Annotated in this window: 21 protein-coding genes and 1 pseudogene; 16 read left to right on the top strand and 6 right to left on the bottom strand. The window is 62.7% G+C overall.

All coding sequences use genetic code 11. From position 1 onward, the window contains the following. Positions 1–46 precede the first annotated feature (46 nt). Positions 47–1,360 (bottom strand): sigma-54-dependent Fis family transcriptional regulator, encoded by a 1,314-nt coding sequence (locus H7A76_RS28120; protein ID WP_185701546.1) that lies wholly within the window; start codon positions 1,358–1,360, stop codon positions 47–49. Positions 1,361–1,613: 253 nt separating this feature from the next. On the opposite strand from H7A76_RS28120, the gene H7A76_RS28115 reads away from it, so the two are divergent. From H7A76_RS28115 to H7A76_RS28060, 12 genes are all read left to right on the top strand, one after another. Continuing rightward, on the top strand, positions 1,614–2,498 hold the full coding sequence (locus H7A76_RS28115) for an MBL fold metallo-hydrolase (protein WP_185701545.1): 885 nt from the start codon (positions 1,614–1,616) through the stop codon (positions 2,496–2,498). Between the two features lie 26 nt (positions 2,499–2,524). Next, the gene (locus H7A76_RS28110; RefSeq protein ID WP_185701544.1) at positions 2,525–3,802 is read left to right on the top strand and encodes an FAD/NAD(P)-binding oxidoreductase; all 1,278 of its coding nucleotides are present in this window, start codon (positions 2,525–2,527) and stop codon (positions 3,800–3,802) included. Beyond that, entirely contained in the window at positions 3,799–4,626 is an 828-nt protein-coding gene (locus H7A76_RS28105; protein WP_053128943.1) for a sulfite exporter TauE/SafE family protein, read from the top strand. The genes H7A76_RS28110 and H7A76_RS28105 overlap by 4 nt, the downstream gene beginning before the upstream one ends. Before the next feature lie 70 nt (positions 4,627–4,696). After that, positions 4,697–5,137 carry a YeeE/YedE family protein gene (locus H7A76_RS28100; protein ID WP_185701543.1) on the top strand — a complete coding sequence of 147 codons (441 nt, stop codon included), beginning with the start codon at positions 4,697–4,699 and terminating at the stop codon, positions 5,135–5,137. After that, a complete protein-coding gene (locus H7A76_RS28095; protein ID WP_185701542.1) occupies positions 5,134–5,553 on the top strand; it encodes a DUF6691 family protein in 420 nt (139 codons plus the stop codon). The genes H7A76_RS28100 and H7A76_RS28095 overlap by 4 nt, the downstream gene beginning before the upstream one ends. A 118-nt stretch (positions 5,554–5,671) precedes the next feature. Further along, positions 5,672–6,022, top strand: coding sequence for a YkvA family protein (locus H7A76_RS28090; protein ID WP_185701541.1), 351 nt, complete (start codon positions 5,672–5,674; stop codon positions 6,020–6,022). Positions 6,023–6,418: 396 nt separating this feature from the next. Next, positions 6,419–6,700, top strand: coding sequence for a fructose-bisphosphate aldolase (locus H7A76_RS28085; protein ID WP_185701540.1), 282 nt, complete (start codon positions 6,419–6,421; stop codon positions 6,698–6,700). Positions 6,701–7,118: 418 nt separating this feature from the next. Continuing rightward, positions 7,119–9,101 (top strand): class I SAM-dependent DNA methyltransferase, encoded by a 1,983-nt coding sequence (locus H7A76_RS28080; RefSeq protein WP_185701539.1) that lies wholly within the window; start codon positions 7,119–7,121, stop codon positions 9,099–9,101. 239 nt (positions 9,102–9,340) lie between these two features. Further along, on the top strand, positions 9,341–10,510 hold the full coding sequence (locus H7A76_RS28075) for a restriction endonuclease subunit S (RefSeq protein WP_221775401.1): 1,170 nt from the start codon (positions 9,341–9,343) through the stop codon (positions 10,508–10,510). Then, positions 10,510–13,713, top strand: a complete 3,204-nt coding sequence (locus tag H7A76_RS28070; RefSeq protein ID WP_185701537.1) for a type I restriction endonuclease subunit R — start codon at positions 10,510–10,512, stop codon at positions 13,711–13,713. The genes H7A76_RS28075 and H7A76_RS28070 overlap by 1 nt, the downstream gene beginning before the upstream one ends. A gap of 2 nt (positions 13,714–13,715) precedes the next feature. Continuing rightward, positions 13,716–13,892, top strand: a complete 177-nt coding sequence (locus H7A76_RS28065) for a winged helix-turn-helix domain-containing protein (protein WP_185701536.1) — start codon at positions 13,716–13,718, stop codon at positions 13,890–13,892. Positions 13,893–14,208: 316 nt separating this feature from the next. Continuing rightward, positions 14,209–15,129 (top strand): restriction endonuclease, encoded by a 921-nt coding sequence (locus H7A76_RS28060; protein WP_185701535.1) that lies wholly within the window; start codon positions 14,209–14,211, stop codon positions 15,127–15,129. Positions 15,130–15,476: 347 nt separating this feature from the next. Here the strand turns inward: H7A76_RS28060 and sigJ are convergent, their stop codons facing one another. The 4 genes from sigJ to H7A76_RS28040 all read right to left on the bottom strand — a co-directional run bounded on the left by sigJ (position 15,477) and on the right by H7A76_RS28040 (position 18,461). Continuing rightward, the gene (gene sigJ, locus H7A76_RS28055; RefSeq protein ID WP_185701534.1) at positions 15,477–16,367 is read right to left on the bottom strand and encodes an RNA polymerase sigma factor SigJ; all 891 of its coding nucleotides are present in this window, start codon (positions 16,365–16,367) and stop codon (positions 15,477–15,479) included. A gap of 2 nt (positions 16,368–16,369) precedes the next feature. Continuing rightward, positions 16,370–16,810 carry a carboxymuconolactone decarboxylase family protein gene (locus H7A76_RS28050; protein ID WP_185701533.1) on the bottom strand — a complete coding sequence of 147 codons (441 nt, stop codon included), beginning with the start codon at positions 16,808–16,810 and terminating at the stop codon, positions 16,370–16,372. Between the two features lie 100 nt (positions 16,811–16,910). Next, positions 16,911–17,927: a YhcG family protein gene (locus H7A76_RS28045; RefSeq protein ID WP_085596365.1), complete on the bottom strand. Its 1,017-nt coding sequence runs from the start codon at positions 17,925–17,927 to the stop codon at positions 16,911–16,913. Between the two features lie 123 nt (positions 17,928–18,050). Then, entirely contained in the window at positions 18,051–18,461 is a 411-nt protein-coding gene (locus H7A76_RS28040; protein ID WP_185701532.1) for a hypothetical protein, read from the bottom strand. Positions 18,462–18,682: 221 nt separating this feature from the next. Between H7A76_RS28040 and H7A76_RS28035 the strand changes: the two genes are divergently transcribed. The 4 genes and pseudogenes from H7A76_RS28035 to H7A76_RS28020 form a co-directional block, all read left to right on the top strand. After that, complete coding sequence (locus tag H7A76_RS28035) at positions 18,683–21,904, top strand: efflux RND transporter permease subunit (protein WP_185701531.1); 3,222 nt, start codon at positions 18,683–18,685, stop codon at positions 21,902–21,904. Continuing rightward, positions 21,894–23,060 (top strand): efflux RND transporter periplasmic adaptor subunit, encoded by a 1,167-nt coding sequence (locus tag H7A76_RS28030; RefSeq protein ID WP_185701530.1) that lies wholly within the window; start codon positions 21,894–21,896, stop codon positions 23,058–23,060. The genes H7A76_RS28035 and H7A76_RS28030 overlap by 11 nt, the downstream gene beginning before the upstream one ends. After that, positions 23,044–24,459 carry an efflux transporter outer membrane subunit gene (locus H7A76_RS28025; RefSeq protein WP_185701529.1) on the top strand — a complete coding sequence of 472 codons (1,416 nt, stop codon included), beginning with the start codon at positions 23,044–23,046 and terminating at the stop codon, positions 24,457–24,459. Before H7A76_RS28030 ends, H7A76_RS28025 begins: the two co-directional genes overlap by 17 nt. A gap of 7 nt (positions 24,460–24,466) precedes the next feature. Beyond that, positions 24,467–24,610: pseudogene (locus H7A76_RS28020) on the top strand (IS110 family transposase); the annotation flags it as partial. 124 nt (positions 24,611–24,734) lie between these two features. Here H7A76_RS28020 and H7A76_RS28015 read toward each other — a convergent pair. Then, positions 24,735–25,001, bottom strand: a complete 267-nt coding sequence (locus tag H7A76_RS28015; RefSeq protein WP_185701528.1) for a hypothetical protein — start codon at positions 24,999–25,001, stop codon at positions 24,735–24,737. Between the last annotated feature and the right edge of the window lie 241 nt (positions 25,002–25,242).

The following is a 25,242-nucleotide window of genomic DNA, read 5'->3' as shown; positions in this document are numbered from 1 at the left end:
CCGTGCGCAGCCTGCGGCAGCGGCTACACGAAGCGGTATCTAGCGGCTACAGGCCCAGGGCCTTGAGCCGGCGGTACAGGGTGCGTTCGCTCAGGCCCAAGGCCTTGGCCAGTTCGGCGCGCGAGCCGTCGAACACCTCCAGGGCGTGGGCCAGTTGCTCCAGGTCCTTGCCGCCGCGACGCCGGGCCGGCGGGGCCGCAGGCTGGGAACCGCGCAGCTCCGGCGGCAGGTCCTGCAGGCGGATCACCCCGTCGTCGCTGAACAGCCGCGCCCGCTCCAGGATATTGCGCAACTCGCGGATATTGCCCGGGAAGGCGTACAACCGCAGTTGCTCCAGGGCCGGCGGATCGAGCCGCAGCATCGCCCCCGGGTCGAGCCGGCGCAGCAGGCTGTCGATCAGCAGCGGCAGGTCGTCGCTGCGCTCGCGCAGGGCCGGCAGGCGGATCGGGAAGGCGCTGATGCGGTAGTACAGGTCCTGGCGGAAGGTGCCGGCCGCGACCATTTCCTTGAGCGGCTTGTGGGTCGCGGCCACCAGGCGAAAGTCCGAATGCACGGTGCGCAGGCTGCCCACCGGACGAAAGCTGCCAGACTCGATCAACCGCAGCAGCTTGACCTGCATCGCCAGCGGCACCTCGCCGATTTCATCGAGAAACAACGTGCCGCCATGGGCCGCTTCGGCCAGGCCGATCTTGCGTTGCAGGGCCCCGGTGAAGGCACCCTTCTCGTAACCGAACAGCTCGCTTTCCAGCAGGCTCTCGGTCAGGCCGGTGCAGTCCACCACCACCAGCGGTCCACCGGCCCTTGGGCTGCCGTCATGCAGGGCGCGGGCGAACAGCTCCTTGCCGGTGCCCGATTCGCCTTGCAGCAGCACCGGGATCGGCGCCGGCGCCGCCCGCTGCAAGGCGCCAAGGGCTTCGTTGAACGCCGGCGAGCGCCCCACCAGGCCCTGTCGCTGCGGCTGCACCGAGGCCACCGCCACCGAACTCAGGCGCTCGACATAGGCCACCACCGCCCCGCTGGCATCGATGATCGGCCGCAGCTCCACATCCACATGCTCCGGCCCGCGCGGGGTGTGGTGGATGTGCAGCATGCGCTCCGGCACCCGGCTGTCGTGGGCCTTGCGCATCGGGCAGTGCTCGCCGGCCTGGTCGCACGGCACCGCGAACTGGTGGGACACCCGGTAGCACTTGGCGCCCACGTGGGGCTTGCCGGCCACGCCGAACTGGCGCTGGTAGGCCGCGTTGGCGGCAATGATGTTGTAGTCGGTGTCCAGCACTATGCTCGGTTGAGGATCGTGCTCCAGGTAGGACACCAGGGCGGACATCCGCGAATGGGCAAGGTCGGTGGCGATCAGGGACATGACAGGCTCCAGGGCAATGGCCAAAGCTTAAAGCAAGGCGCTCGCCACTGCCATTTTCTGCCACCTACTGCCAATTCACTGCCACTTCCGGGTGACAGTCACCCCGTCCAAAGCCCCGGAGCAGGGCCTTGAAGAGCTTGAACGCCAGGTAACGGGTGCCGGCCGGCGCCATGCCGGGTTGGCACGTTTATTGACAGTCCAAGGCAGGAGCGGCAGCGCAGACTGCCCTCGCCCTTCATTGCCGGAGTGCCCCATGATCATCAGCGACACGCTGCGTGTAGAAGCCTTTTTCGACAGCCACACCTGGACCATCAGCTACCTGGTGATGGACCTCGCCACGCGCCGCTGCGCCCTGATCGACAGCGTGCTGGACTACGACCCCAAATCCGGCCGCACCCGCACCGAGTCCGCCGACCGCCTGCTGGCCCGAGTCCGCGAGCTGGAGGCGCAGGTCGACTGGATCCTGGAAACCCACGTCCACGCCGACCACCTCTCGGCCGCCGCCTACCTCAAGGAGCAGCTCGGGGCCCAGGTGGCCATCGGCGACCAGATCACCCGGGTGCAGAAAGTCTTCGGCGCGCTGTTCAACGAAGCCCCGGTGTTCGCCCGCGACGGCAGCCAGTTCGACGTGCTGCTGGCCGACGGCAGCGAGTTCGCCATCGGCCAGCTCACCGCCCGAGCCATGCACACCCCGGGGCACACCCCGGCGTGCATGACCTACCTGGTGCAGGTGGGCGAAGAGCAAGTGGCCTTCGTCGGCGACACCCTGTTCATGCCCGACTACGGCACCGCCCGCTGCGACTTCCCCGGTGCCGACGCGCGGACCCTGTACCGCTCCATCGGCAAGATCCTGGCGTTGCCGCCGCAAACGCGGTTGTTCATGTGCCACGACTACCTGCCCAACGGCCGCGAGCTGCAATACATGACCACCGTGGCCGAACAGCGAGCCAACAACATCCACATCCACCAGGGCGTCGACGAAGACAGCTTCGTGAAGATGCGCGAAGCCCGTGACGCGACCCTGGACATGCCGGTGCTGATCCTGCCCTCGGTGCAGGTCAACATGCGCAGCGGGCACTTCCCCGAGCCCGAGGACAACGGCGTGAGCTACCTGAAGATCCCCCTGAACACCCTATAACGATGACTCCATACGGAGACCTTGCCATGCGTCCCATCCACCCTGCCCCGCGTGCCGTCGACGGCAGCCACCAGGTGCTGATCGTCGGCGGCGGTGCCGCCGGTATCGCCGTCGCCGCCAGCCTGCTGTCCCGCGATCCCCACCTGGACGTGGCGATCATCGACCCCGCCGACACCCACTACTACCAACCCGGCTGGACCCTGGTGGGCGCCGGGGTGTTCAGCGCCGAATCCACCCGCCGCGACATGGCCTCGCTGATGCCCAAGGGGGTCAAGTGGCTGCGCCAGGCGGTCAGCCGCTTCGAGCCCGAGCACAATGCCCTGGTGCTGGCCGACGAGCGCGTGATGGCCTATGACCAGCTGATCGTCTGCCCCGGCCTCAAGCTCGACTGGGCGGCCATCGACGGCCTGCCCCAGGCCCTGGGCCAGCACGGCGTGACCTCCAACTACCGCTACGACCTGGCGCCCTACACCTGGGAGCTGGTGCAGCAACTGCAACAGGGCCAGGCGCTGTTCAGCCAACCGCCGATGCCGATCAAGTGCGCCGGCGCGCCGCAAAAGGCCATGTACCTGTCCTGCGATCACTGGTTGCGCCAAGGCCGCCTGGGCGCGATCAAGCCGCGCTTCATGAACGCCGGCGGCGTGCTGTTCGGCGTCGCCGACTACGTGCCGGCGTTGATGGAATACGTGAAGAAGTACGCCATCGACCTGGACTTCGGCCACAACCTGGTGGCGGTGGATGGCCCGGCCAAACGCGCGACCTTCGTCCGCACCCTGGCCGATGGCACCCAGGAAACCCTGGAACGGCCGTTCGACATGCTGCACGTGGTGCCGCCGCAGTGCGCCCCGGACTTCATTCGCCAGAGCCCCTTGGCCGACGCCGCCGGCTGGGTCGACGTCGACCCCCACAGCCTGCGCCACCAGCGCTTCGCCAATATCCACGGCCTGGGCGACGCCACCAACACCAGCAATGCCAAGACCGCCGCGGCCGCGCGCAAGCAAGCGCCGGTGGTGGCCAACAACGTGCTGGTGGCCCTCAAGCGCCTGACCCGGCTGGCCCATTACGACGGCTACGGCTCCTGCCCGCTGACCGTGGAACGGGGCAAGATCGTCCTCGCCGAGTTCACCTACGGCGGCAAGCTGGCCCCCAGCTTTCCCGCCTGGCTGCTGGACGGGCGCCAGCCGACCCGGCGCGCCTGGTGGCTGAAGGAGATGATCCTGCCGCCGCTGTACTGGCGCGGCATGCTCAAGGGCCACGAATGGCTGGCGCACCCGACCCTGGCCACGGACACCGCCCAAGCATGAATGAACACAGTCTGCTGGGGGCGGGCCTGGGGGCGATCATCGGCGCGATCCTGGCCCTGACCGGGGCCGGCGGCGGCATCCTCGCGGTGCCGCTGCTGGTGTTCGGCCTCGGCCTGAGCATGGTCGAGGCCGCCCCCATCGGCCTGCTGGCGGTGGGCCTGGCCGCCAGCGTCGGGGCCATCCTCGGCTTGCGCCAGGGCATCGTGCGTTATCGCGCCGCGGGGTTCGTCGCCGGCATCGGCATCCTCATGGCGCCACTGGGGCTGTGGCTGGCCCACCGCCTGCCGAACCTGCCATTGGCCCTGCTGTTCGCCCTGGTGCTGCTGTACGCCTGCGGGCGCATCCTGCGCAAGGCCAGCCTGGAGCTGAAACAGGGCCGGCCGGCGCCGCGCCCGGCGTTCCAGCCCTGCGTGCTCAATCCGGCCCAGGGCCGGCTGCGCTGGACCCTGCCCTGCGCCCGGGCGCTGACCTTCACCGGCCTGCTCTCCGGGCTGCTGTCGGGGCTGCTGGGGGTCGGTGGCGGTTTCGTGATCATCCCGGCGCTGAGCCGCTACACCAACCTGGACAGCAAGAGCATCGTTGCCACCTCCCTGGCGGTGATCGCCCTGGTGTCCCTGGGCAGCGTGGTGACCGCCAGCCTCAGCGGCGTGATGCACTGGGCGGTGGGCGCACCCTTCGCCCTCGGCGCGGTGCTGGGCCTGGTGCTCGGCCGCCAGATCGCCAGCCACCTGGCCGGGCCACGGCTGCAGCAACTGTTCGCCGTCACCGGCATCTGCGCCGCCCTGCTCCTGGCCGGCGGCGCCCTGGGCCTGCTGCCCCACTAAAGCATCCCGGCCCGCCACGGGTGATGGCCTGTGGCGGGCTTGCCCTCTTCCTGACGTGAGGAACCCTGGCATGTCCATCGACCTGCTGCACTTCAGCCCCTGGTCAGCCCTGGCCGGCGGCGTGTTGATCGGCCTTTCGGCCGGCTGGCTGATCGCCGCCAACGGCCGTATCGCCGGGATCAGCGGCCTGCTGGCCAGCGTGCTGCAACCGGCCGGCGAAGGCTGGGCGGAAAAGGCCCTGTTCATCCTCGGCCTGCTGCTGGCGCCGCTGCTGTGGGGGCTGTTCGCGGCCCTGCCGCCCGTGGAATTCCACAGCGACACCCTCGGCCTGATCGGCGCCGGCCTGCTGGTGGGCCTCGGCACCCGCTATGGCAGCGGCTGCACCAGCGGCCATGGGGTCTGCGGAATCTCCCGGCTGGCGCCACGCTCGATCATCGCCACCCTGTGCTTCATGGCCACCGGCTTCGCCACCGTGTGGGTCACCCGTCACCTGCCGGGGCTACTGCCATGAGGCGCCTCAGCGCCTTTGCCGCGGGCCTGGTGTTCGGCCTCGGCCTGCTGCTGGCCGGCATGGCCAATCCGGCCAAGGTCCTGGGTTTTCTCGACCTCGCCGGCCAGTGGGATCCGTCCCTGGCCCTGGTGATGCTCGGCGCCATCGCCAGCGCCTGGTGGCCCATGCGCTGGGCCCGGCAACGCTCGCATTCCCTGCTGGGCGCACCGATGCAACGGCCAGGCAAACGCCCCCTCGACCGCCGCCTGATCGGCGGCAGCCTGGTGTTCGGCATCGGCTGGGGCATTGCCGGCATCTGCCCCGGCCCGGCGCTGGTACTGCTGCCCAGCGGGCATTGGCAGGCCTGGGTGTTCATGCTGGCGATGCTATTGGGGATGCGGCTGTTCAGTTACCTGGAAGGCTGGCGCCAGGCCTGAGGGCAACCCACGCGACGCCCATGGCCGCCAGCAGTTCCCAGGGAAGTCCTCTCCGCTGCCAGCGCACAGACGCAACGCCCACCATGACCTGGCGCCCGTTACCCGCAAGGAGCCCGCCATGTCCACCGGCCATATCCTGGAACAAAGCTTCCACCGCTGCCTCTGGCGCAAGATCGGCCGCTACGCCCTGCATGTCGGCCGCAGCCTGATCACCAAGGCCCTGTGGCTGTACTACGCCGCCCAACGCCCAGAAACCCCGGCCTGGGCCAAAAGCACCATCTACGGGGCCCTGGGCTACTTCGTCCTGCCCCTGGACCTTATCCCCGACGTACTGCCCGGCATCGGCTACGCCGACGACCTCGGCGTGCTGAGCCTGTCGATCGCGGCGGTGGCCGCGCATATCAATCAGGAGGTCAAGCAGCAAGCAGCTGGGCGGCTGGTGGAGTGGTTTGGGGAGTTGGGGGATTGAGCTGGCGCTGCGGGGTGGAGCGCACCGCAGATACGCCAAGGCGAGCCAGCATCGGATGCATGGCACGCGCAGCAACTCAGCCCGCCCCTACCACAAATCAGGATCCGTCCTACAGCGGCGCCGTTGTTCCTGGTGCGCGGCATCCCTATAGTTTTTGGCGTCGCCGGCCTGGCCGGTGATGGGGTTTCGCAGCCTCAGCGGAAAAGTCGAACTACACCGTCAATGACAACTCAGGCACACTCGCCTGCGTTTCGCTTTATGGCGGCTGTGCGTGGGAGGCCTTCGGGCCTGCCGGGTTTACTCTTTTCCTCGGTCTGCGAACCCGCGTACAGCTGCCACCCCATTGATTCGCAGCAGTAGGTGGCAACTTTTCTATTTTTTGAAAAGGACGACACCATGAATCCCCAGGATCACTCTGAACGCTTTATTCCCCTGACCCCGATCGCCAGTGATGGACCAGTGCTGTTTGTCGACAGCCACGCGCCGCTAGAGGATCTGCATGCATGCGCCAGCGAGCGGTTGCTCACTACGCTGGATTATCTGAATTTGATGGCCTGCGCTGGACTGCGCGACTCCAGCGACAAGGACATTGGCACCGTGACCAATACCGCCCGACTGTTGCTGCAGGATGTGCGGGATGTGTTGGCGGTGATTGAGACGCGGGCTTTTAGTCGTTGATCTAAGCGCGCAAGAGAGCCGGCCATGGGCCTGGTGCCAGTCGGTTAGTGCCCGCGATGGACTTAGGAGCGCTACGTTTATCCCGTAAACACGCGCTACCGTTAACGGCCATCGCGAGCAATCGAGCGTCGACCGACTGCTCCCACAGGGGATCACCTCGCTTAACTGACCGGCATTAGGCTATGGAGCGGCTGTTTAATGCCTCAAACCTTCACCAAACCCATTCAGTTCAAATCCAAGCCACTGGCGCTTCAGAGCGCGAAATTCTGCATATTAAGTTTCTTGGGACAGGGCAAACAGCACAAATATCAACCGTTAGCCCGTTCCTACATATCATCGGCATTCCTGCATGGCTTATGACATCTAGGTAGTTCGACAGGTTAAACTTCGCTTTTTGCCTATCCCAAGGAACTGTTGCGTGAACATTGAAAATCATTCCCAGACGGCCGCCTTTCTCTGGTCGATTGCCGACCTGCTGCGTGGTGATTTCAAGCAATCCCAGTACGGCCGCATCATTTTGCCCTTCACCCTGCTGCGACGCATGGAATGTGTGCTGGCACCGACTAAAACCGAAGTAATCAAACAGACCTTCGCTCAGGAAGGCCGTCCAGATACCGTACGCGAGATAATTCTGCTGCGCACAGCGGGTCAACAATTTTTCAATGCTTCGCCGCTGACCTTGGAAACCCTGTCGGATACCCAGACCGCTGCTGACTTGATGAGCTACGTGCAAGCCTTCAGCAAAGACGCCCGCGAGATCTTCGAACACTTCCACTTCGAGGACTTCGTTCAGCAACTGGCCAGCGCCAACTTGCTCTACCAGGTGGTGCAACGCTTTGCTGCCACCGACCTGAGCCCTGAGCGTATCAGCAACTTCGGTATGGGCATCATCTTCGAAGAGCTGATCCGCAAGTTTGCTGAAAGCTCCAACGAAACCGCCGGGGAGCATTTCACCCCGCGGGATATCGTGCACCTCACCACCTCGCTGGTGATCACCAATCAAGACCACAAACTGGCACCCAATAGCATCGTCACCATCTATGACCCAACCGCAGGTACGGGTGGCTTTCTGTCAGAAGGCGATGAGTACATTCAGTCCATCAGCGAAAAGGTCAGCGTTTCTCTGCACGGCCAAGAGCTGAACCCCGAGTCCTATGCAATCTGCAAGGCAGACATGCTGATCAAGGGCCAGAAGGTCGAGAACATCAAACTCGGCAATACCCTGTCCAATGACCAGTTGGTCGGCCCCGAACATCACTTCGACTTCATGCTCAGCAACCCGCCGTTCGGCGTGGAATGGAAGAAGGTGCAAAAGCAGATTACCGACGAGCACACCCACAAGGGCTTCGACGGTCGTTTTGGTCCGGGCCTGCCACGGGTATCCGATGGTTCGCTGCTATTCCTCCTGCACCTGGTCAGCAAGATGCGTGACCCGCGCGACGGTGGCTCGCGCATCGGCATCATCCTTAACGGCTCGCCGCTGTTTACCGGTGGCGCGGGTTCGGGTGAATCGGAAATTCGCCGCTACCTGCTGCAAAACGATTTGGTCGAAGCCATCGTCGCGCTGCCAACGGACATGTTCTACAACACCGGCATCGCCACCTATGTGTGGATACTCAGCAACCATAAGGCTGCTGCGCGCCAAGGTAAGGTGCAGTTGATTGATGGCAGCCAGCACTACGCCAAAATGCGTAAATCGCTAGGCAGCAAGCGTCAGTACATCACCGAGGAACAAATCAACGAACTAGTGCGCCTGTATGGCAGCTTCGAGCAAACCGCGCAGAGCAAAATCTTCCCCATCGAGGCCTTCGGCTACCGGCGCATCACCGTGGAACGCCCGCTGCGCCTGAACTTCCAGACCTGTGCCGAGCGCATCGCCAAAGTGCTGGAAGAAAAAGCTATCCAGAAACTCGACAGCGCCGCGCAGCATCAACTGATGACAGCCCTGCAATTCATGGACGCCAGTCAACTGCACCGCAATCGCGAGCAGTTCAGCAAACTGCTGAAAAAAGCCCTCACCGCGCACGGCATCAGCCTCAGTACGCCGGAGCTCAAAGCGCTGCTCAATGCCTTGAGCGAACGCGACCCCAAGGCGGATGTCTGCACCAGCAAAGGCCAGCCGGAGGCGGATGCAGGACTGCGTGACAACGAAAACGTACCGCTGGGTGAATCGGTGTACGACTACTTCCAGCGTGAAGTTATTCCTCATGTGCCGGATGCCTGGATCGACGAGAGCAAAACTGATGCGCAGGACGGCGAGGTCGGCATTGTCGGCTTCGAGATTCCCTTTAACCGCCACTTCTACGTATTCCAACCACCGCGTCCGTTGGCCGAGATCGATAGCGACCTGAAAGCCTGCACCGACCGCATCAAGCAGATGATCGAGGGGCTATCAGCATGACGTTTCCAGTTTACCCAGACTACAGGGATTCCGGGGTAGAGTGGCTAGGGATAGTGCCTGAGCATTGGGTTGTTAAGCAGCTCAGGTATCTTGGTCGCTTTAGAAAGGGTTTGACGATAACAAAGGCAGATCTAACTGATACAGGTATCCCTTGTCTGAATTATGGTGAAGTTCACTCCTTATATCCTTTCGAGGTAAACCAAGACATACAGGTTCTAAAATGCGTGCCTACGGAGTATATGGAAACAGAGCCGTCATCTTGTATTAGCTATGGCGATATTGTGTTTGCCGATACCTCGGAAGACCTTGAAGGCGTCGGCAATTTTACTCATGTATCGGGATTGGAACCTCTTTTCGCTGGATATCACACGATTATTTACAGCTTGGATTCGGATGTAAGTTCACGGTTTCTGGCCTATTGCCTAGAGTCTTTCTCCTTCAGAACCCAATTACGTATGGGAGTAAAAGGGGTCAAGGTATTTAGTGTGACACAGGAAATTCTTCGAGGTGGTATTGCTTGGCTTCCTACAATGGCCGAGCAAACCCAAATCGCCCGATTCCTCGACCACGAAACCGCCCGAATCGACGCGCTGATCGAAGAGCAGCAGCGCTTGATCGAACTGCTCAAGGAAAAGCGCCAGGCGGTCATCTCCCATGCCGTAACCAAAGGCCTCGACCCCACGGTGCCGATGAAAGACTCCGGCGTGGAGTGGTTGGGCGAGGTGCCCGCGCATTGGGCAATCAAGCGACTCAAACAGCTCGTATTGGATGCCGCAGGCATCCAGATGGGGCCGTTTGGTGGAATGTTGGTCGATCTTGATGATTCTGATACGGGATACAAGGTTTACGGTCAGGAAAACACTATTTCAGGGGATTTCTCTTCTGGAAATAGGTGGATTCCAGAGTCTCGGTATGTCGCGCTCTCGAACTACTACCTTGAAGTTGGGGATATCGTCCTGACCAGAAAGGGAAGTTTAGGCAACTGCCGAAGGATTTCACTACTGCCGCAAGCAGGAATTATTGATTCGGACACCATTCGCGTCAGAGTTCAGAGTCAAATAATAAATCCGGACTATCTCGAACTTCTCCTGCATGAAGCTGGTTATATTTCTACTCAACTGGGCCTTGTGAAACGGGGGGCAATCCTGTCAGGGCTGAACTCCGAGATAATTGCGAATTTGGTTATTGTTGTTCCTCCTCCCGAAGGGCAGGAAGAATTATTGCTAGAAATCAAAGCAGCCTCATCTAGATTTGATCAAGGAATATCCGACTGTGAGCATGCGGTCGGACTACTTCGCGAGCGCCGCTCCGCCCTAATCTCCGCCGCCGTAACCGGCAAAATCGACGTACGCGGCTGGCAGCCACCGGCCGGTGCAACCTCCCCTGAATTAGCACAAGAGGCCATGTAATGGCGGACAGCAAGGAAGCTCAATTTCAGCAGGACATCATCGATGCCCTATCCGCCCAAGGCTGGTTAGTCGGTAAGGCCAGTGGCTACGACCGTCGCACGGCGCTGTACACCGAAGATGTGCTGGGCTACTTCAAGGACGCCTGGCCGGAGCGTTGGGACAAGTTCACCAAGGCCAACCCCAATGCCCCTGAAGCTGTACTGATCCAGAAGCTGGTGCGCGAGCTGGAGCAGAGCGGCACCTTGGATGTGCTACGTCATGGCTTCAAGTTGCCGGCAGTGAAGGTGGAGTTGTGCAGCTTCCAGCCCGACCACGGCATGAACCCGGACACTCTCAAGCGCTACCAGCACAACCGCCTGCGGGTGGTGCCAGAGGTGTCTTACTCGCCGCACGCCCGCGAAGCGGGTGGCAGTGGGCAGAGCTACAACCCTCGGCTGGACCTGGTGCTGTTCGTTAACGGCATCCCCACCGCTACGCTGGAGCTGAAAAGCGAGTTCAAGCAATCGGTGGAAAACGCCAAGCGCCAATACCGCTACGACCGCCCGGTAAAAGACCCGCTAACCCGTAAGCCCGAGCCACTGCTGACCTTCAAGCGTGGCGCGCTGGTGCACTTTGCCGTGGGCCAAAATGAAGTGGCGATGACCACAAAACTGGCGGGTAAGGATACCTTCTTCCTGCCCTTTAACCTGGGTACCGAGGAAGGGGGCGCTGGCAACCCAATGCCCGCCGACGATAACCAATACGCCACCAGCTACCTCTGGCAACGCCTGTTACAACCCGATGCCTGGCTCAAGGTACTGGGGCGCTTTCTGCACCTGGACAAAAAAACCAGCGAAAGCTTCGACGGCACGCTGGTTACTAAAGAAGCGATGATCTTCCCCCGTTACCACCAATGGGAAGTGGTCAACAAGCTGATCAGCACCACCCGCACCGAAGGGCCTGGCAAGCGCTACTTGATCCAGCACAGCGCCGGCTCGGGCAAGTCCAACTCCATCGCCTGGACGGCCCATCAACTGGCCTCACTATACGATGATACCGGCCAGCGGTTGTTCAACTCGGTGATCGTGGTCACCGACCGCACGGTGCTGGATAGCCAACTGCAAAACACCATCTACCAGTTCGAGCACGCCCAAGGCGTGGTCAAACCCATCAGCCGTGACGTTGGCAACCAGAGTAAATCCGAACAACTGGCGGAGGCGCTGGCTGAGCAAACACGCATCATCATCGTCACTATCCAAACCTTCCCTGCCCTGTTCGATGCCCTGGACAAGTACCCCAAGCTTGCCAGCGGGCGCTATGCGGTGATTGCCGATGAGGCGCACTCCTCGCAGACCGGGTCGTCGGCCAGCAAGCTGAAACAGATTCTGGGCAGCGATGCACTGGATGGAGAAGAAATTAGCGCCGAGGAATTGCTGGACGCCGCCGTGCAGGCACGCCAACCCAACGAGCGCATCAGCTACTACGCCTTCACCGCTACGCCCAAGCCCAAAACGCTTGAGCTATTTGGTCGTGAGCCTGACCCAACGTTGCCGCGCAGTGCCGACAACAAACCGGAGGCGTTTCATCTGTATTCCATGCGCCAGGCCATTGAGGAGGGTTTTATCCTCGACGTGCTGCGCAACTACACGACCTACAGCACCGCCTGGAAGATCGCCCACCCGGAGGGCGAAGACGATGAGGTGGACAGCAAGAAAGCGCGTATCAAACTGGCGCGCTGGGTGCGTTTGCACCCGTACAACATCAGCCAAAAGGTGGAAGTGATCGTCGAGCACTTCCGCGCCAATATCCGCAAGCTGCTCAATGGCCAGGCCAAGGCCATGGTGGTCACCGGTAGCCGCCAGGAAGCGGTGCGCTACCAGTTGGCGGTGCGGGCCTACGTACAGCAGATGGGTTACAAGGATGTGCACCCGTTGGTGGCGTTCTCCGGCAGCGTGCTCGCGGATGAAGTGATCCCCGAAGAGGTCACGGAAAACAGCCACCTGCTTAACCCCGGCCTGAATGGCCGCGACCTGGCAGTGGCCTTCGACACCCAAGACTTCAACGTGATGATCGCCGCCAACAAGTACCAAACCGGTTTCGATCAGCCCAAGCTGTGCGCCATGTACGTAGACAAAAAGCTGCAAGGCGTGGACTGCGTGCAGACCTTGTCGCGGCTGAACCGCACTTTCGGTGACAGCAAAGAAACCTTCATCCTCGACTTCTTCAACGAGCCACAGGACATTCTCGATGCCTTCTTGCCTTACTACACCAAGGCCGAGCTGACCGATGTCACCGACCCGCAGATCATCTATGACCTGCAGAAAAAGCTGGATGCCGAGGGGATCTATCACTGGCAAGAGGTCGAGGCATTCGCCATGGCCTTCTTCGACCCCAAAGCGGCGGCCAGCAAGCTCAGCTACTACTGCACACCCGCCAAAGAACGCTTTGCCAAGCGCTACGCCTTTTCGCTGGAGTCGCACCAGCAAGCGCTTGATTACAAACGCACCGCCGAAGCCAATGGCGACAGTGCTGGCTTGAAAAAAGTCGAGCATGCGCTGAAAGAAGCCGGTGAACAGATCGATCAGCTCGACTTGTTCCGCAAGAACCTGCAGAGCTTTGTGCGCCTGTATGAGTTCCTCTCGCAAATCATCCCCTATGAGGATCGCGAACTGGAGCAGCTCTGCGTGTACGCCAAGCACCTGCATCCGCTGCTGCGCTTGGATCGCTTGCAACAAGACGATGTCGATGTGGGCGAGCTGCAACTAAGCCACTACCGCCTAAGCAAGCGTGCTGAGCACCAGTTGCGCCTGAGCGAAGAAAAAGGCGAATACATGCTCAAGCCCGGCAGTGATGTGGGCAGCGGCAAGCCCCACGACCCGGAGAAAAAGCGCCTGTCGGAAATTATCGATGCGCTGAACGATATCTTTGGTGCCGAAACGCAAGATGACGACCAACTGCATTTTGCTACGGGAATCACCCAACGCCTCCTGCGCCAAGATGATTTGATGGCTCAAATAAATAGCCACTCGGTGGACCAAGTGATGCACGGTCTGCTGCCCAAGCGCGTACTGGATACCGTATTGGACGCAATGACAGACAATGAAAAGTTGTCGTTGGAGGTGCTGGATAACGAAACCAAGAGCCGAGCGTTTGCCCTGGTGATTTTGAAGATGTTGAAGTCGGCGGCAGGCCTCGCTGAGAGCGACCAATGGGTTAAGGAGTGACCATGCCAATTCCGGACTTTCAAAGCGTGATGCGGCCGGTACTGGTCACCGGGCAGAATGGCCTAGCGCTGCCACTCAGCGAACTGCGCGAGCGCATTGCTGATCAGTTCCAACTGACCGAGGAAGAGCGCAAAGAGCACCTTCCTTTTGGGCGTCAGACGGTGATCAATAAGCGTTAAGCAGGTGTACGAGGTAAAAAAGCTAGACAGCGATTACTTTGCCGAGGAGTAAGTCACGACCGTTCGGCTGGCTCCCGAAATTCAACAGGCAGCCCAACACAGAGCTGAGAATGACTGGGCAGCAGGGACTGCCCAGATCACCATTTCGAATCAATAAAAGCTAACAGATCAATACAAGCCAAGACTTGAAGGTACGCAAAAACACTTTGACCGCAGAAGAGTAAGGTGCCTCAAACTTCAAATTTGATCAAAGCCTCAAGACTGAAGAATCACCGCCCAGCAAGCACTAGAGCATAGCCATCACAGGGAAGCGTCCATGTCCGTTCCAACTTACGACCAGTTCATCGAGCCTGTACTACGTTTTTTAGCGACCAAGCCTGAAGGAGCTCCTACTCGGGATGCACAAGAAGCAGCTGCGAAGATGCTGCATCTGAATGAAGAACAACGGCAGGAGTTGATCGCCAGCGGCCAAGCGACCTACAAAAACCGTGCAGGTTGGGCACATGACCGCCTCAAACGTGCGGGCCTCTCCAGCAGCGCAAAGCGAGGTTATTGGAAGCTGACCGATGCGGGGATCAGCTACGCAAAAGAACACGCGGCGCCTCTTCCTAACGATGAAGTCGAACATTTGGCTATTGGTTACATGAATGTGAAGCTTAAAGTCGCAACCGATGCAGCTCCGCTAGATGATCAGACTCCGATTGAACCTGATGCCACATCAGCCACCGCCAGCCCCGACGACCGACTTGAGCAAGCACTGCAAGAGCTACGTGAAGCTACCGCCGCCGATCTGCTGGATAACCTGTTACAGGTCACTCCTAATCGTTTTGAAGTGATAGTTCTGGATGTGCTGCATCGTCTGGGATATGGAGCCAGTCGCAATGATCTTCAGCGTGTTGGGGGCTCAGGTGACGCCGGTATCGACGGCATTATCTCGCTCGACAAACTTGGACTTGAGAAGGTCTATGTTCAGGCCAAGCGTTGGCAGAGCACTGTTGGTCGTCCTGAACTCCAAGCTTTCTATGGTGCCCTTGCAGGGCAGAAAGCAAAACGTGGAGTGTTCATCACAACTTCAGGTTTCACCGCTCATGCAATCGACTTTGCCAAATCAGTTGACGGAATTGTCTTGGTGGACGGTAACCGTCTGGTGAACTTGATGATGGACAACGAGGTTGGTGTTACCTCTCGACTACTGAGGCTTCCGACATTGGACCGTGATTACTTCGACGATGAATGAGGAAAGAGCAGTATTGAGCGCAATTTGGTCAGCTGACTGCTGACCAAATTAATTCTCCATCCAAGCGGGCTCACTTACCGCCCAGGACCTACGGCAATCGGGCTACTTGGTCGGTTACTTGATCGCTTACTTGGTCGCTTTGGCTGGGACCAGTCGACGCTCGACTGCCCGCGATGGGCTTGAAAACGTCGCGTTTATCCAGTCAATACACGGTTATCGTTAACGACCATCGCGAGCAATCGAGCGTCGACCGGCTGCTCCTACAGTGGATCACCTTCGCTTAACTGAATGGCATTAGTGGCCTCGGGTTTGTTGGCCCGCAGCCCCAGCGCTGCGCAATGTGAGCCTCACACCAACCCCCCCCTCCCCAACCCCACCAACTTATCCGGATTACGCATGATAAAGACGCGGTTCACCCTTCCCCCCGCGTCATACCCAAAACTCACCACCGCCACTACTTCCTCTCCCTCCCCCCGCAACACCACCCCACGCCCGCCATTGATCTCCACCTCCTGCCACTGATACTCCCGCCAGTACCGGCTCAAGGACTCACCCACAAACGCCAACACCGCCTCCAGCCCATACAGCGTCTCGCGAATGGCACTGGCCTTGCCGCCACCATCGGCGCACAGCTCAACGTCTTCGGACAACAACGCCGCCAACCCCTGGGTCGACCCACTGGCAATGGCAGCATGAAAGGCGCTCAGCAGTTCCTGCTGGCGGGACGGTTCCGGTTGGTGGCGGACCTGAGTATTACCCAGGCTGGCCTTGGCGCGGGACACCAGTTTGCGGCAGGTGGCTTCCTGAACATCGAGAGCAGCAGCGACCTGGGGGTAGTCCAGGTCGAAGATGTCATACAGCAGATAAGCAGCGCGTTCCTTGGGTGTCAGGCGCTCGAGCAATAGCAGAAAGGCGGTGGACAGCGACGAGGCCAGTTCATGGCTTTGTTCGGGGGATTCGTGGTGCAGGGTGTGGATCGGTTCCGGCAGCCAGGTGCCGATGTAGTCGACCCGGGCGCGGCGGGCGGAGCGCAGCAGGTCGATGCAGTGGCGGGTGCAGGCGGTGGTCAGCCAGGCGGCGGGGTTGGCGATGGAGGCCTGGTCGGCCTCCAGCCATTTGATGAACAGGTCTTGCACCACGTCTTCGGCTTCGGCGTGGGAGCCGAGGAGGCGGTAGGCCAGGCCCAGCAGGAAGCTGCGACGGCTTGCGAACACCGTCGCGTCATCGATTCGATCCATCCTCAGTGCCTCGACACCTGCATGCGATTCCACAGGTTGATCATGCCGATATCGGCCGTCAAGGCGGCGATCTGCGCGTCGCTGAAATGTTCGCGCAGGGCCGCGCGCAGCGGGCCGAAGTCGGTGCCTTCGTGCAGCACGGTGAGGGCTTCGGTCCAGGCCAGGGCGGCGCGTTCGGCGGCGCTGAAGTCGCTGACGCGGCGCCAGACCACCAGGCGGTCCAGGCGCTCGTTGCTTTCGCCGTCTTCCCGGGCTTCGCGGGTGTGCATCTTCACGCAGAAGCCGCACTGGTTGATCTGCGAGGCGCGCAGCACCACCAGGTGATGCAGCTTGCGATCCAGGCCATGGGCGTCGATCAGGCCGTGGATCTGGCCCAGGCTGTCGAAGATCTCGGGGATGGTTTGCAGCAGGTTGACGGCTTGGGTGGGGTGGCTGGATGACATGGGGTGGCTCCGTTAATTGAGGGATACATCGACATGACGGGCCAGCCGGGGGGGTTGTGACGGGGTGGCGGAAAAATAATTCGGGCGCCGATAACGCGATTCAATCCACCTGAGGATTCAGCGCATAAAACTCATGCAGCTTGGCCTGCAGCAGCTTCTTGTCCGGCAGTTGGGTCTGGTACTCGGCGATCAAGGCCGGTGAGAGTGAGCGGTTGAGGGCGTACTCGACCACCTCATCGTCCTTGCTGGCGCAGAGCAACACGCCCAGGGCCGGGTTTTCATGGGGTTTGCGCACCTGGCGGTCCAGGGCCTCGAGGTAGAAATCCAGCTTGCCAAGGTATTCAGGTTCGAAACGCCCGACCTTGAGCTCAATGGCCACCAGGCAATTCAGTCCGCGGTGGAACAGCAGCAAATCCAGCACGAAATCGCGCCCGCCGACTTGCAGGGGATAGCGCGAGGCGACAAAGCAGAAGTCACGCCCCATTTCGATCAGAAAGTCTTTGAGTTGCCGCACCAGCCCTTGATGCAAGTCGGCTTCGTTATGCCCCTGGGCCAGGTCGAGAAACTCCACCACATAGGCATCCTTGAACACCTGTAGCGCCTCGGGATGAAATTGTCTCAACGCTGTCGAGACTTTTGCCGGGCGGGTCAGCGAGCGTTCAAAGAGGGCTGATTTGATCTGGCGCTCCAGTTCCCGGGTTGACCACCGTTCCTGGATTGTCATGCGCAGATAAAACTCGCGCTCTTCTGGGCGTTTTCCTTGCGCAAGAATGATCAGGTTTTGGGTCCAGGATAATTGTGTCAGCAGTGCTGACACTTTCTCCTCGTCTCGATAAGCCTCATAGAACTGACGCATGCGGAACAGGTTGCGCCGGGTAAACCCTCGCAGCCCCGGCTGCTGCCGCGCCAGATAATCCGCCAGTTGCGGCACCACCCCATCGCCCCACTCCGCCGTCTCGATCTTGCGACTGATATAGGCACCGACCTGCCAATACAACTCCAGCAGCTCGGTATTCACCGCCCGCACCGCGCGTTGGCGCGCGGCGGCGATCATTTGCGCCACTTCGCTGAAGGCCGCATCGGTGGAAGTCGGCTTGGCTCCGGCGGGTTGAGTCATAAACAGGGCTCCGCTTGAAGGATTCAGGTCCTCATCATTGGACCTCCCTCCCTGAACGTGCAGTCAGCCGCTTCTCTTTCTATTGAGCGAAATGTCCTGGTTTGCGCAGTGCCAGAGGCGCCGTCACCCCGGCATACACCTGAACCCACTCGTACTGGCCACTTGCTTGCCCTGCCCGTCATACAGCCGCGCCCGCACTTCGGTGCCCAGGGTCGATTCCACCAGTTTGTAGTGCTCGCCGGCCTTGAAGCCGCTGTAGCTGACATGCCCATTGCAGTCTTGCTGGTTGGAGTCGCCGGTGCTGTCTTCGAACAGGGTCACGTCCAGGCGGTGGGCGCCGGGGCGGACCTGGAAGTAGCGGCCGTCGTCGACGTTCTTGCCGTCCACGCGTTCGGCCATCAGGTCGCTGGGGGCTTCTTCCTCGAGGCTGATCCAGGCGTCGTTGGGGTCGGCCTTGGGCATCGGGCCGGCGCAGGCGGAAAGCGCCAGCACCAGGCTCAGGGCGGGAATCAGCAGCAGCGGTTTGGCATTCATGGCAGGTACCTCGGCAGTGAGAAGGAACACGGGGTGCGACCGCAAACGCCAGCCGCGCCGGATTGCCATCCAGCTTGTCGAGGCCCGGCAACGAGGACAAATGAATCCCCATGAAAGGAAGTTAAGGCCCAACCTAAAACTTCCTTCACCTGGCTGAAAGCCGCGTGTTAGGTGGGTCGCCGGAGACTGCCGAGCCTCGTTTCCGTCTCGGAGGTCCACCCATGCTCGGGCTGGTCAAGACCGCTCTGCTCAAGCCCTACACGTTTATCGTGCTGGCGATCTTCATCTGCATCATCGGGCCGCTGGCGGCCCTGCGTACGCCCACCGACGTATTCCCGGATATCGGCATCCCGGTGGTGGCGGTGGTCTGGCAGTACAACGGCTTGTCGCCGGACGCCATGGCCGGCCGGGTGATCTACACCTACGAGCGCTCGCTGAGCACCACGGTCAACGACATCGAACACATCGAGTCGCAGTCGCTGCCGGGCATGGGCATCGTCAAGATCTTCTTCCAGCCGGGGGTGGACATCCGCACCGCCAACGCCCAGGTCACCGCGGTGTCGCAGACGGTGCTCAAGCAGATGCCGCCGGGCATCACTCCGCCGCTGATCCTCAACTACAGCGCCTCGACGGTGCCGATTTTGCAGATGGCGTTTTCCAGCCCGACCCTGTCCGAAGCGAAGATTCGCGACCTGGTGCAGAACAATATCCGCCTGCCCCTGAGCGCCCTGCCGGGTCTGGCGATGCCCACGCCCATGGGCGGCAAGCAGCGGCAAATCACCCTCGACCTCGATCCCCAGGCGCTGGCGGCCAAGGGCCTGTCCGCCCAGGACGTGGGCAACGCCCTGGCGGCGCAGAACCAGATCATCCCGGTGGGCACCGCCAAGCTCGGTGGCAATGAATACACGGTGCTGCTGAACAACAGCCCCACTGCCATCGACGAGCTCAACGACCTGCCGATCAAAACCGTCGACGGCGCCTTGATCACCATCGGCCAGGTGGCCCACGTGCGTGACGGCTCGCCGCCGCAGACCAATATCGTGCGGGTCGACGGCCACCGCGCGGTGCTGATGCCGGCGCTGAAGAACGGCAATATCTCCACCCTGTCGATCGTCGATGGCATCCGCCAGATGCTGCCGCGCATCGACGAAACCCTGCCGCCCGCGCTGAAGACTTCGCTCTTGGGCGATGCCTCGGTGTTCGTCAAGCAGTCGGTGGGCAGCGTGGCCCAGGAAGGCATCATCGCCGCGCTGCTGACCAGCGCGATGATCCTGCTGTTCCTCGGCAGTTGGCGCTCGACGCTGATCATCGCCGCCTCGATTCCCCTGGCGGTGCTCGCCGCCATCGCCCTGCTGGCCGCCAGCGGCCAGACCCTCAACGTGATGACCCTGGGCGGCCTGGCCCTGGCGGTGGGGATCCTGGTGGACGACGCCACGGTGACCATCGAGAACATCAACTGGCACCTGGAACAGGGCAAGACGGTGAAGGACGCGATCCTCGACGGCGCCAAACAGATCGTCGGCCCGGCGTTCGTCTCGCTGCTGTGCATCTGCATCGTCTTCGTGCCGATGTTCCTGCTGCAGGGCATCGCCGGCTACCTGTTCCGGCCCATGGCCCTGGCGGTGATCTTCGCCATGGCCAGCTCCTTCCTGCTGTCGCGGACCCTGGTGCCGACCCTGGCCCTGTACCTGCTCAAGCCCCACGTGCCGGAAGCCGGCCCAGGCCATCACCCGGAAGATGCCTTCATCAACCACCACGAAGGCGAGCAGCACGCCCCGCCCCGGCATGCCCTGGTACGCGCGCTGCTGGGGTTCCAGCAAGGCTTCGAGCGGCGCTTTTCCAATGTGCGCGACACCTACCACGGCCTGCTGCGACTGGCCTTGGCCAGGCGTCGGCCGTTCCTCCTGGGTTTCCTCGCCTGTGTGCTGGCCTCCTTCGCCCTGCTGCCGAGCCTGGGCCAGGACTTCTTCCCCGCCACCGATGCCGGGGCCCTGGCCTTGCATGTGCGCCTGCCCCTGGGCACGCGGATCGAGGAAAGCGCGGCGGCCTTCGACCGCATCGAAGCGCGGATCCGCGAGGTGATCCCGCCCGAGGAGCTGGACAGCGTGATCGACAACATCGGCATCCCCCTGAGCGGCATCGACATGGCCTACAGCAACAGCGGCACCATCGGCCCCCAGGATGGCGATATCCAGGTCACCCTCAAGCCCGGCCACGCCCCCACCGCCGATTACGTGAAGCGCTTGCGCGAGGCCTTACCGGAGAGTTTCCCCGGTAGCCAGTTCGCCTTCCTGCCGGCGGACATCAGCAGCCAGATCCTCAATTTCGGCGCACCGGCCCCGTTGGACGTGAAGGTCTCCGGGCCTGACGATGCAGCCAACCGCGCCTACGCCCTGGAGCTGCAACGGCGCCTGCGCCATGTGCCGGGCATCGCCGACTTGCGCCTGCAGCAGCCCACCGGCTATCCGTCCCTGGCGGTCAAGGTCGATCGCCTGCGGGCCAATGGCCTGGGGATCACCGAGCGCGACGTGACCAACAGCATGGTCGCCTCCCTGGCCGGCAGTTCACAGGTGGCGCCGACCTTCTGGCTCAACCCGAAGAACGGCGTGTCCTACTCCATCGTCGCCGCCACCCCGCAGTACCGCCTGGACAGCCTGCCAGCCCTGGAGGCCTTGCCGGTCACCGGCAGCAACGGCCAGGCGCAGATCCTCGGTGGCCTGGCGAATATCTCCCGCGTTGACAGCCCGGCGGTGGTGAGCCACTACAACATCCAGCCGACCCTGGACCTGTACGCCAACGTCCAGGGCCGCGACCTGGGCGCGGTGGCCCACGACATGCAACAGGCGCTGGACGACGCCGCGGCCCTGCGGCCCAAGGGCGCCACGGTCAGCCTGCACGGGCAGATCGACGCCCTGCACCAGGCCTTCAGCGGCCTGAGCCTGGGGCTGCTGGGTGCTGTGGTGCTGATCTACCTGCTGATCGTGGTCAACTTCCAATCCTGGCTCGACCCGCTGGTGATCATCAGCGCGCTACCGGCGGCCCTGGCCGGCATCGTGTGGATGCTGTTCCTCAGCGGCACCTCGCTGTCGGTGCCGGCGCTGACCGGGGCCATCCTGTGCATGGGCGTGGCCACCGCCAACTCGATCCTGGTGGTGAGCTTCTGCCGCGAGCGCCTGGCGGAACACGGCGATGCCCTGCTGGCCGCCCTGGAAGCCGGCTACACGCGCTTTCGCCCGGTGTGCATGACCGCCCTGGCGATGATCATCGGCATGCTGCCCCTGGCCCTGTCCGAGGAGCAGAACGCGCCCCTGGGCCGGGCGGTGATCGGCGGCCTGCTGCTGGCCACCGTCGCCACCCTGATCTTCGTCCCCGTGGTCTTCAGCCTGGTCCACGGTCGCCGTTCCCACCCCGCTGTCGCTGGAGAAACCACCCATGTCGCCTGACCACACCCCTTCGCGCAAACGCCTGATGCTGCTGGGCATCGGCGGCTTGAGCCTGGCCGCCCTGCTGGTGGCGAGCGGCCTGGCCGCGCGCACCCGGCATGAGCGGGCCGTCGCCGCCTGGACCGAAACCGCCGCCGTGCCCCAAGTGCTGGCGGTGCAACCACAACCCAACGCCCAGGGCGACAGCCTGCGCCTGCCGGCCCACCTGGAAGCCTGGAGCAAGGCGCCGATCCACGCCCGGGTCAGCGGCTACCTCAAGGACTGGAGCGCCGACATCGGCACCCAGGTCGCCGCCGGCCAGGTGCTGGCCCACATCGACAGCCCCGACCTGGACCAGCAAGTGGCCCAGGCCCGGGCACGGATGCTCCAGCAGCAAGCCACCGCGCGGCTGGCGCAGACCACCGCCGCACGCTGGCAGAACCTGGTGGCCAGCCACTCGGTATCGCGCCAGGAAGCCGACGAAAAACGCGCCAACGCCACCGCCGCCCAGGCCAGTGCCGCAGCGGCCGCCGCCGACTACGCGCGGCTCTCGGCCCTGGAGGACTACAAGACCATCCGCGCACCGTTCGCCGGCGTGGTCACGGCCCGCCATACCGACATCGGCCAGCTGGTCAAGGCCGACAGCGACAGCGATCCGCAACTGTTCGACCTGTCCGATACCCACAAGCTGCGGCTGTACGTGCCCATTGCGCAAAACTACGCCAGCGTGATCCGCCCCGGCCTCACGGCCCGGCTGACGGTGCCCGAGCACCCCGGCCAGCAGTTCAGCGCCCAGTTGGTGGGCGACTCCTGCGCCGTCGATCCGCGCTCCGGCACGCTGCTGGCGCAGTTCGTCGCCGCCAACCCCGACGGCGCCCTGCATCCTGGCGACTACGCCGAAGCGAGCCTGGCGCTGGCGGCCGACACCCATGGCCTGAGCATCCCCGCCAGCGCCCTGATCTTCCGCGCCCAGGGCACCCAGGTGGCGCTCATCGACAGCGCAAAACACGTGCACCTGCGCAGTATTCATATCGGCCTCGACCTGGGCGACCGCCTGGTGATCGACCAGGGCCTGCAAGCCACGGATCAGGTCATCGACAACCCGCCCGATGCCCTGCGCGAAGGCGACCGGGTGCAACTGGCCGACGCCGGAGGTGCCCATGGGCCCAAGGCTTAAACCCCTCGCCGCGCTGGTGCTGCTGACGCTGCACGGCTGCTCCCTGGCGCCGCATTACCAGGCGCCGGAGGTGGCGTTGCCAGCGCAGTTTCGCGAACAGAGCGCCGCCGGGCCCTGGCACCCGGCCACGCCCCAGGTCCTCGACGCACACTGGTGGCGGCTCTACCACGACCCACGGCTCGACGACCTGCAACAGCGCCTGCTCCAGGCCAACCCGGACCTCGCCGCGGCCCTGGCCCACTATGACGGCGCCCAGGCCTACGCCAGCCAGCTGCATGCCGGGCTGTTCCCGCAGATCAGCGCCAGCGCCCAGCCCTTGCGCCAGCGCCAGTCGGACAGCCGACCGCTGCGCGGCGGCAGCCAGCCCTCGGTGTACAACAGCAACAGCGCCGGCTTTACATTGGACTTCGACCTCGATCTCTGGGGCCGGCTGCGCAACCAGGCGCTGGCGGGCGATGCCCAGGCCCAGGCGTCCGGTGATGACCTGGCGGCGGCGCGCCTGAGCCTGCAACGCCAGCTGGCCCTGCTCTATGTGCAACTGGTCGGCCTGGACGCGCAAAGCCGGATTCTCAGCCGCTCCCTGGAGGACTACGGCCAGGCCCTGCAACTGACCCGTGACCGCTACCAGGGGCAGATCGCCTCGGAGCTGGACCTGACCCGGGCCCAGAGCCAGCTGGCCAATGCCGAGGCCGACCTGGACGAAGTCCGGGCCCAGCGCAACCTCACGGAACACGCCATCGGCGAGCTGGTGGGCGAACCGGCCAGCCAGTTCCGCCTGGCGCCCACCACCCAGGCGCTGGGCCTGCCGGAAGTCCCCCGGCAACTGCCCAGCAGCCTACTGCAACGCCGGCCGGACATCGCCGCCGCCGAACGCCGGGTATTCGCCGCCAATGCCGGCATCGGCGTGGCACGAGCGGCCTGGTACCCGGACTTCAGCCTCACCGGCCTGCTCGGCGGCCAGACCCAAGGCAGCGGCAACCTACTGGCGGCGGGCAATCGCTACTGGGCCCTGGGGCCGCTGATGACCCTGCCGCTTTTCGACGGTGGCAGGCTCAGTGCCAACGAGCGCCAGGCCCATGCCGAATTCGAGGAGGCCGCCGCGCATTACCGTGGGCAAGTGCTGCGAGCGGTGCGCGAGGTGGAAGACAACCTGGGGCAACTGCGTGACCTGCAACAACAAGCGCTGGATCGGCAAGCGGCGGTGAATGCGGCGCTGCACACCCAGTCCCTGGCGATGAACAGCTACCAGGCCGGTGCCGTGAGCTACCTGGATGTGGTCACCGCGCAAACCGCCGCGTTGCAAGCCCAACGCAGCCTGCAAGCCCTGCAGACAAGGCAGTTGCAGGCGAGCGTGGGGTTGGTGGTGGCGTTGGGAGGTGGGTGGGAGGGTGGGGCCTGAGGCCCGCATGGCGATGAAAGAGCGGCTGCGCGCCAAGGGTAAAGCGGGCGAGCAGATCGTCTGTGCGGTGATGCGCAAGATGCTGCATATCGTGTTTGGCGTGCTGAAATCGGGCCATCCTTATGACCCGAAATTGGCGCTTGCCTGGTAACGGGCAAGACGGTATCTACACAAAGTGTGTCAGACGGAAGAGTCATCATATGGCGAAAGGTTGTGCCTGGGCTTCGACCTTGCTCTTGAGCTACCGGCCCGTCCCAAAAACAACACAAAAACATCTACCTGAGGGGCAAAAGCAGCCAGCTGTACCTTGCCTTTGCCTTTGCCTTAGCCTTTGCCTTTGCCTTAGCCTTAGCCTTTGCCTTTGCCTTTGCCTTGGCCTTGGCCTTGGCCTTGGCCTTTGCCTTGGCCTTGGCCTTGGCCTTGGCCTTTGCCTTTGCCTTTGCCTTTGCCTTGGCCTTGGCCTTGGCCTTGGCTTTGGCTTGTGATCTTGATCCACCCGCCCCGTTCCCAGAGGCCGAACGCAGGTCTTGCGCAGGGGGCAACTCGGCAGGGATGCCGAGTTAGCCGCACGGGGCCAGGGATGGCCCCTTGCGGCGGCCCCCGGAGCCAGACCGGAGTGAGGGTATACCGAGCCTAGGCGAGGCACCGAATGGAGGGGCAAGCGTTTTTTTTTCCTTTTTTTGGCGTTTGAAAAAAAGGGACTCGCCGTAAGGGCGAAACCATAAGCAGCCGTGACCGCAGCAACGGATATGTACCCCATCCAAAAAATGCAGCGCCAGAGCC

The organism is Pseudomonas sp. MSSRFD41 (assembly GCF_014230245.1).
GTDB classification, from domain to species: domain Bacteria; phylum Pseudomonadota; class Gammaproteobacteria; order Pseudomonadales; family Pseudomonadaceae; genus Aquipseudomonas; species Aquipseudomonas piscis.
This window is presented reverse-complemented; position numbering and strand designations above follow the sequence as displayed.

Bases quoted from the DNA above. Each gene is read 5' to 3' on its own strand.
- H7A76_RS28120 (WP_185701546.1), bottom strand. From the start codon at position 1,360: ATGTCCCTGATCGCCACCGACCTTGCCCATTCGCGGATGTCCGCCCTG.
- H7A76_RS28115 (WP_185701545.1), top strand. From the start codon at position 1,614: ATGATCATCAGCGACACGCTGCGTGTAGAAGCCTTTTTCGACAGCCAC.
- H7A76_RS28110 (WP_185701544.1), top strand. From the start codon at position 2,525: ATGCGTCCCATCCACCCTGCCCCGCGTGCCGTCGACGGCAGCCACCAG.
- H7A76_RS28105 (WP_053128943.1), top strand. From the start codon at position 3,799: ATGAATGAACACAGTCTGCTGGGGGCGGGCCTGGGGGCGATCATCGGC.
- H7A76_RS28100 (WP_185701543.1), top strand. From the start codon at position 4,697: ATGTCCATCGACCTGCTGCACTTCAGCCCCTGGTCAGCCCTGGCCGGC.
- H7A76_RS28095 (WP_185701542.1), top strand. From the start codon at position 5,134: ATGAGGCGCCTCAGCGCCTTTGCCGCGGGCCTGGTGTTCGGCCTCGGC.
- H7A76_RS28090 (WP_185701541.1), top strand. From the start codon at position 5,672: ATGTCCACCGGCCATATCCTGGAACAAAGCTTCCACCGCTGCCTCTGG.
- H7A76_RS28085 (WP_185701540.1), top strand. From the start codon at position 6,419: ATGAATCCCCAGGATCACTCTGAACGCTTTATTCCCCTGACCCCGATC.
- H7A76_RS28075 (WP_221775401.1), top strand. From the start codon at position 9,341: ATGGAAACAGAGCCGTCATCTTGTATTAGCTATGGCGATATTGTGTTT.
- H7A76_RS28070 (WP_185701537.1), top strand. From the start codon at position 10,510: ATGGCGGACAGCAAGGAAGCTCAATTTCAGCAGGACATCATCGATGCC.
- H7A76_RS28065 (WP_185701536.1), top strand. From the start codon at position 13,716: ATGCCAATTCCGGACTTTCAAAGCGTGATGCGGCCGGTACTGGTCACC.
- H7A76_RS28060 (WP_185701535.1), top strand. From the start codon at position 14,209: ATGTCCGTTCCAACTTACGACCAGTTCATCGAGCCTGTACTACGTTTT.
- sigJ (WP_185701534.1), bottom strand. From the start codon at position 16,367: ATGGATCGAATCGATGACGCGACGGTGTTCGCAAGCCGTCGCAGCTTC.
- H7A76_RS28050 (WP_185701533.1), bottom strand. From the start codon at position 16,810: ATGTCATCCAGCCACCCCACCCAAGCCGTCAACCTGCTGCAAACCATC.
- H7A76_RS28045 (WP_085596365.1), bottom strand. From the start codon at position 17,927: ATGACTCAACCCGCCGGAGCCAAGCCGACTTCCACCGATGCGGCCTTC.
- H7A76_RS28040 (WP_185701532.1), bottom strand. From the start codon at position 18,461: ATGAATGCCAAACCGCTGCTGCTGATTCCCGCCCTGAGCCTGGTGCTG.
- H7A76_RS28035 (WP_185701531.1), top strand. From the start codon at position 18,683: ATGCTCGGGCTGGTCAAGACCGCTCTGCTCAAGCCCTACACGTTTATC.
- H7A76_RS28030 (WP_185701530.1), top strand. From the start codon at position 21,894: ATGTCGCCTGACCACACCCCTTCGCGCAAACGCCTGATGCTGCTGGGC.
- H7A76_RS28025 (WP_185701529.1), top strand. From the start codon at position 23,044: ATGGGCCCAAGGCTTAAACCCCTCGCCGCGCTGGTGCTGCTGACGCTG.